The sequence below is a fragment of the Actinoplanes sp. NPDC051343 genome (genome assembly GCF_044455125.1).
Taxonomy (GTDB): domain Bacteria; phylum Actinomycetota; class Actinomycetes; order Mycobacteriales; family Micromonosporaceae; genus Actinoplanes.
In genome coordinates this window covers 147,377-153,376 of the sequence record NZ_JBITEL010000019.1, presented here as the reverse complement: position 1 = coordinate 153,376, position 6,000 = coordinate 147,377, and the positions used below count along the sequence as shown (strand labels likewise).

The window sequence follows — 6,000 nt, the reverse complement described above, 5'->3', positions numbered from 1 at the left end:
CGTCCACACCGCCACCGGCCTCGCCGCCGTGGTGAAGAACCGCCTCAAACGGATGCAATACCGCACCCGTCTGATCGACGGCTACCTCACCGGAATAGGTCTATCTCCACCAACACCGACCAGACCCTGACCGCGAAAGATGTCTAGTTGCGGTAGCGGAAGAGGATGCGGCCTCTCGTCAGGTCATAGGGCTCAATTCCACCAGTACCCGGTCGTACGGAAGGATCTTGATGTAGTTCTTCCGGATCTTCCCGCTGATGTGGGCGAGCACCGTGTGACCGTTCTGCAGTTCCACCCGGAACGTGGCGTTGCGCAGGCATTCGAGGACGGTGCCTTCGAGCTCGATTCCTTTCGATGTTCTCGCCATGGTCAGCCGAGCACCAGCTCGAGGCTGCTGCCGGTGCGCCGGGCCCCGATGCCTTCGAACAGCGCCGTTGCGGCCACATTGGACTCGGTCACCTCGGCCGAGGCGGTCTGTTTGCCGACGTGGTGCAGCGCACCCAGTGTGTGGGCCAGCAGCGCACGGGCGATGCCGCGGCGCCGATGCCCGGCCCGGACCGCGATCAGCCCGATCCGGGGCCGCCGGGTCGCCGTCGCGACCCGCAGCAGACCCACGTATCGGCCGGCCTCGACCGCCACGGCGTACTTGGAAGGATCGAGGACGGGCGCGGCCACCACCTCGGCCGGCATGTCGTGCCATCCGGGCCCGGCCTCGATGTCGTCGCGGATCGCGCGGTCCAGGTCGCGCAGCGGGGCTTGTTCGGCCCGGCCGAAGGCCTTGATCGTCACGCCGGACGGCGGAACCGAGCCGAGGCCGGTGGCGCCGGGATCGGTGGGTACGGCGTACTCCCACTCGCGCCGCCGGGTGGTGAAACCGGCGCCCCGCCATTGTGCGGTCAGGTCGAGATCGCCCTCGTCGACCACGGTGTGCAGCGGCCGCGGCAGGGTCGCCAGCATGGTCTCGGCCAGCCGGTTGAAGGCCACGGTGTGCCAGGCGTCGATGCTGACGAACATTCGCCCGTCGAGCCGGCGCGATGTCGCGCCTCGGCCGACCACGAGGTCGTCTTCCAGCGCATGCCACTGGCCAGGCGCGATGTGCGCAATCAAATCCATGGTGTGCCTTTCGGGATGCCTTGCGGGGCGCTCCCGACGACACCTAGGTCAGCGGTTGGTCCGTGACAACGAGGGCGAGCACCCACATCGACTGAACGTTCACGGGTCTCACCTCCTCGGGCAGTGTCACGGCGCAGTGAAATTATCAGCCGCTGCGTCCGGCCGTCCAACCATTTGCGTACGGAAAGAGCCCGACCTCCCGCGGAGGTCGGGCTCCTCTCGGTTTTCAGATCGCCGGTACCGCGCTGACGGCAACCGGCTCCAACGCCGTGCTCAGAATCTCCCGTACGTCCGAGACGATGTGGACGGTCAGCGCCTTCAGCACGTCGGCCGGAACCTCGTCGAGGTCGGGCTCGCTGCGCTGTGGCAGGAAGATCTCGGTGAGGCCGGCCCGCTGGGCGGCGAGCAGCTTCTGCTTCACCCCGCCGATCGGCAGGACCCGGCCGGTCAGCGAGACCTCGCCGGTCATGCCGACCTCGGCCCGCACGTTGCGGCCGAGCAGCAGCGAGACGAGCGCGGTCGTCATCGTGACACCCGCCGACGGCCCGTCCTTGGGCACTGCACCCGCCGGCACGTGCAGGTGGATCGGGTGATCCAGCTGCTCCGGCGAGATGCCCAGCTCGTCGGCGTGCGCCCGGACGTAGGAGAGCGCGATCTGCGCCGACTCCTTCATGACGTCCCCGAGTTGGCCGGTGACCGACAGTCCGCCCTTGTCACCCGGCAGCAGCGAGGCCTCGATGTAGAGGACGTCACCGCCCATCCCGGTCACGGCGAGGCCGGTGGCGACACCCGGGACGGCGGTGCGCTCGGACGACTCCGGGTTGAACCGGGGACGTCCGATCAGGTCCTTGAGGTCGGCGGCCCCGACCGTGGCCGGCAGATCGCCCAGGGCGGCCTTGCGGAACGCCTTGGCGAGCAGCCGCTCGAACGACCGTACGCCGGCCTCGCGGGTGTAGTTGGCGGCGATCTCGCGGAGCGCGTCCTCGGTGACCGTCACCTCGCCGGGGGACAGGGCGGCCTTCTCGAGCTGCCGGGGCACCAGGAAGTCGCGGGCGATGGCGACCTTGTCGTTCTCGGTGTAGCCGTCGATCGAGATGAGCTCCATCCGGTCGAACAGCGCCTGCGGGATGGTGTCGAGCACGTTCGCGGTCGCGATGAACAGCACGTCGGACAGGTCGAGGTCCAAGTCGAGGTAGTGGTCGCGGAACGTGTGGTTCTGCGCCGGGTCCAGCACCTCGAGCAGCGCCGCCGCGGGGTCACCCCGGTAGTCACTGCCGACCTTGTCGACCTCGTCGAGCAGCACGACCGGGTTCATCGAACCGGCCTCCTTGATGGCCCGGACGATACGTCCGGGAAGAGCGCCGACATACGTACGCCGGTGGCCACGGATCTCCGCCTCATCCCGTACGCCGCCGAGCGCGACCCGGACGAACTTGCGGCCGAGGGTGCGCGCGACCGACTCGCCCAACGAGGTCTTGCCGACCCCGGGCGGGCCGGCGAGCAGGATCACCGCGCCGGATCCGCGGCCGCCGACGGTCGCCAGGCCGCGGGACTCGCGGCGGGCACGGACACCGAGGTATTCGACGATGCGTTCCTTGACCTCGTTCAGGCCGTGGTGGTCGGCGTCGAGCACCGCCCGGGCGGCGTTCAGGTCGGTGTTGTCGGTGGTGCGGACGCTCCACGGCAGGTCGAGCACCGTGTCGAGCCAGGTCCGGATCCAGCCCGCCTCGGGGTTCTGGTCGCCGGCCCGCTCCAGCTTGTCGACCTCGCGCAGCGCGGCCTCGCGGATCGCGTCGGGCAGATCGGCCGCCTCGACCCGGGTGCGGTAGTCGTCGGTGCCGTCCGCGTCGCCCTCGCCGAGCTCTTTGCGGATCGCCTTGAGCTGTTCGCGCAGCAGGTACTCCCGGTTGCGCTTCTCGACCGACTCGCGGACGTCCGTCTCGATCTTGTCGCTGACCTCGGACTCGGCCAGGAAGTCGCGGGTCCACTCGATGAGCAACCGCAGCCTGGCCTCGACGTCGGGTGTCTCCAGCAACTCAAGCTTGCGGTCGTTGGACAGGTACGCCGCCCAGCCCGCGGTGTCGGCCAGGTCACCCGGGTCGTCGATGGCGCCGACCGAGTCGATGACCTGCCACGCCTCGCGACGCTGCAGCACCGAGACGACCAGTTGCTTGTACTCGGCGGCCAGCTCGGTCACGTGCTCGCCCAACGTGCCGACCGGAACCGTCTCGGCCTCGACCCACAGCGCGGCGCCGGGCCCGGTCACGCCGCTGCCGATGCGGGCGCGCACGCTCGTACGCAAAACGGCGGCGGGGGAACCGCCACGGAACTTACCGAGCCGCTCGACGCTCGCCACGACGCCGTAGGCGGCGTAGCGGCTTTCCAGTCGCGGTGCGACCAGCAGCTCGGAGTCGGCCGAGGTGCGGGCCGCGTCGACGGCGGCCAGGGCCGCCTCGTCCAGCTCGATCGGTACGACCATGCCCGGGAGCAGGACGATGTCGTCGAGGAACAACACGGGGAGTCGCTTGCTCGCCATTGGGGCCTCCGAAAAGTTGAGTACGAGCGGCTCAACCATCCGGTGACCGGACCTCTTCCGGCGTTCACTGCCAGCGAACAACCCGCCGGCAGCTGCCAGGAGACGACAGAACGTCGCCGGGCATTCGGCATGCCCGGCGACGCTCTGGGACCTGGAAGAAGCGCGGCTCGAATCAGTTCGTGGCAGGTTCCCCTCTCGGTCGGTGCTCTTTATCAGCGGCTGAATGAATGGGGGTACCGGCCCGGCAGGGTGCGCCCGTGGCCCCACCGGTCGCGGCTGACCTGCAGTTCCCACTGGCCGCGGTGGAATCCGAACCGCACGAAGTCGCAGTCGTGGTCGTGCCACCGGCCGAACCGCTCGCCGATGCGCCCGGCCATCTCGCAGGCGCGTCCCGACCGGTAGTAGCCGACCGTACGGTCCCCGCCGTGGCGCTGCTGCGCCTGTCCGGCTGACGGCTTGGCCGCCGTCGAGTTGCTCGTGCCCGCGGCCTGAGCCGGGCCGGCACCGATCGCCAGCGAGGCCAGCGCACCCATGCCACTCATGGTCAGAACTCGAGTCAATTTATTCATCGCGGTTCCCTTTCTCGCATTTCAACCGGGGGCTCGTGCTACAACCAGGAAACCCCCCGAAATGGTCACGAGGAAGGTCCGACACACCCATGTAATCCGCCTGATTGACAGCCGAAAGTATGGGTTAAGAAATACGTTTAGGTAGCCGCCGGAGCGGAAAGGATGTTTTTACCAGCTCAATTCTCCGAGCTCGTCCTGAAGGGTCCCGGTCGGACCGTCCGGGCCCAGCGTGGCCAAGCGCACGACAACTTTGGCGCTCTCCTCCGCTGGTCTTCCGATGCCGAATGCGGAGGTCATGTCGGTGGCCGTGGTGCCGGGCTCGAGCGCGTTGAACTTGATGCCGGGCTGCGACTTCGCGTACTGGAGCGTGAGCATGGTGGCCGCCGCCTTGGACGCCGCATAGAGCGCGAGCGGCATAGCGAATTCCGGGCGGTCGGGATTCGTCACCGCCCAGAAGGACCCCATGCTGCTCGATACGGTGACCACCGTGGGATTCGACGATTTTCGTAGCAGCGGCAGCGCCGCCTCGGTGACCCGGACGATTCCCACCGCGTTGGTGTCGAACACCCGGAGAGCCTTGGGCCCATCGACGATTCCCTCGCCGAGGACGCCCGCATTGTGCACGAGAACATCGAGCCGGCCCTCCGCCGACTCGATCGTCGCCAGCGCGTCCCTAACCGATGCGTCGTCGGTCACATCGAGCTGAACGAATCGCGCACCGAGGGTGGCCGCGGCCTTCGCGCCCAGCCCGGCGTCACGCGCGCCGAGGTACACGACGTGACCCAGATCCCCGAGCTGTCTGGCGGTCTCGAAACCGATGCCCTTGTTAGCCCCGGTGATCAATGTGACGGTCATGAGCCTTGTCTCCTGTCGCCATGCCTGGCCCGATCGGACCATTCGGCACGCTATGCGCGGCCACAGTGGCCAACCAGAGCCCTGAACAGCCGGGGGTGAGACAGGACCCCCGCTGTCCGCCGGGCAGAGATTTAGGCGGCCGGCTCGGTGAGCGAGACGACAGATGCTCTTGGTGCCTACCTGCGTGCCCGCCGGGCGCAGAGAAGTTCCTGGGTTGCCTGGTCCAGACGGGGCGCCGATCCGGATCAATCATCCGCAGGTCGGGGAGATGGCTTCCGTCGGCCTACCGACCTCGGACGCGCAACGAGAGGTGCGGCAGTTCCGCACCGAGACGGCCGGTCGGCAGCAGAACTGTCGCCGGTGGCTCAGACGCCGTCTTTTTGCTGGCGCTGACGTTCCTCGTTCTGGCGGAGGGCTTCTTCGAGTTGATCCTCGAGGATGATGATCCGGCACGCGGCTTCCAGAGCGGTGCCGTGCTCGACCATCTCCCGGGCCCGCGCCGCCAGGCGCAGTTGATAGCGGGAGTAGCGGCGGTGTCCGCCGGCCGATCGGAACGGGGTGATCAGTTTTGCCTCGTCGAGGCGGCGCAGGAAGTCCTGCGTGGCGCCGGTGATTTCCGCGGCGCGGCCCATCGTGTAGGCGGGGTAGTCGTCGTCGCCGAACATATCGTCGGGTTGGGCCATATGCATTCCTCCATGACGAGGGCCCCGACGCAGAAGCGCCGGGGCCCAGGGCTACAGGTTGGACACCATCTACCGACGAATTCGTCGGGTTGTCGTATCCGCGCCGGCCGCCATCGGCGGCATGGGGCGCGAGGATCGCATAAGCGTGACCGGAGACCACCTCTCGTTCGATGGAAACTGCGGTGACCGCCCAGGGCCGGAACTGCGTCCTGGTAGCGGGCGATCCAACGGTGTTCAGCCCTCC

General features: G+C 68.2%; 5 protein-coding genes and 1 pseudogene. All 6 read right to left on the bottom strand.

What is annotated here, in order from left to right:
* Positions 1-143: 143 nt before the first annotated feature.
* Positions 144-367, bottom strand: a pseudogene (gene infA, locus ACIA5C_RS43535) (translation initiation factor IF-1).
* A gap of 2 nt (positions 368-369) precedes the next feature.
* On the bottom strand, positions 370-1,113 hold the full coding sequence (locus ACIA5C_RS43530) for a GNAT family N-acetyltransferase (protein WP_396066163.1): 744 nt from the start codon (positions 1,111-1,113) through the stop codon (positions 370-372).
* A gap of 226 nt (positions 1,114-1,339) precedes the next feature.
* Positions 1,340-3,649, bottom strand: coding sequence for an endopeptidase La (lon, locus tag ACIA5C_RS43525; protein ID WP_396066161.1), 2,310 nt, complete (start codon positions 3,647-3,649; stop codon positions 1,340-1,342).
* A 212-nt stretch (positions 3,650-3,861) separates the two neighbouring features.
* Positions 3,862-4,218, bottom strand: a complete 357-nt coding sequence (locus ACIA5C_RS43520; RefSeq protein WP_396066159.1) for a hypothetical protein — start codon at positions 4,216-4,218, stop codon at positions 3,862-3,864.
* Positions 4,219-4,386: 168 nt separating this feature from the next.
* On the bottom strand, positions 4,387-5,073 hold the full coding sequence (locus ACIA5C_RS43515) for an SDR family NAD(P)-dependent oxidoreductase (RefSeq protein WP_396066157.1): 687 nt from the start codon (positions 5,071-5,073) through the stop codon (positions 4,387-4,389).
* A gap of 365 nt (positions 5,074-5,438) precedes the next feature.
* Entirely contained in the window at positions 5,439-5,756 is a 318-nt protein-coding gene (locus ACIA5C_RS43510; RefSeq protein WP_396066155.1) for a MerR family transcriptional regulator, read from the bottom strand.
* Positions 5,757-6,000 lie beyond the last annotated feature (244 nt).